Source organism: Serratia sp. MMO-28 (assembly GCF_037199905.1).
Lineage (GTDB): Bacteria > Pseudomonadota > Gammaproteobacteria > Enterobacterales > Enterobacteriaceae > Chania > Chania oryzae.
This window is the reverse complement of sequence record NZ_JBBCVB010000120.1, coordinates 1-238: the sequence shown is the minus strand read 5'-3', so window position 1 is coordinate 238 and position 238 is coordinate 1. Positions and strand designations below refer to the sequence as shown.

Annotated in this window: 1 protein-coding gene; it reads right to left on the bottom strand. The window is 73.1% G+C overall.

Features of this window, described 5'->3' with window-relative positions; translation table 11 throughout:
* Positions 1 to 238, bottom strand: a 238-nt coding sequence (locus WG891_RS26815; protein ID WP_337265126.1) for a hypothetical protein, incomplete at both ends; no start/stop codon positions are given.

Genomic DNA, 238 nt, shown 5'->3' with positions numbered 1-238 from the left:
TGACGCCGGCCCCGTTCAGGGTATTGGCCAGGGTATCTGCCGCGTTCAGCGTCAGCGTGCCGCCGACCTCCACCGCGCTGGTGCCCAACGCATTGGCCGCGCCGGCGGTGACGGTGGCACCGGACGTGATATGGGTGGCCGCCGACAGGCCGCTGTTGGCGGCACTCAGCGCCAGCGTGCCGCCGTTGACGTTCAGCGTCCCGGCCCCGGTCAGGCCGCCGACCGCGCTGGAGGTGCC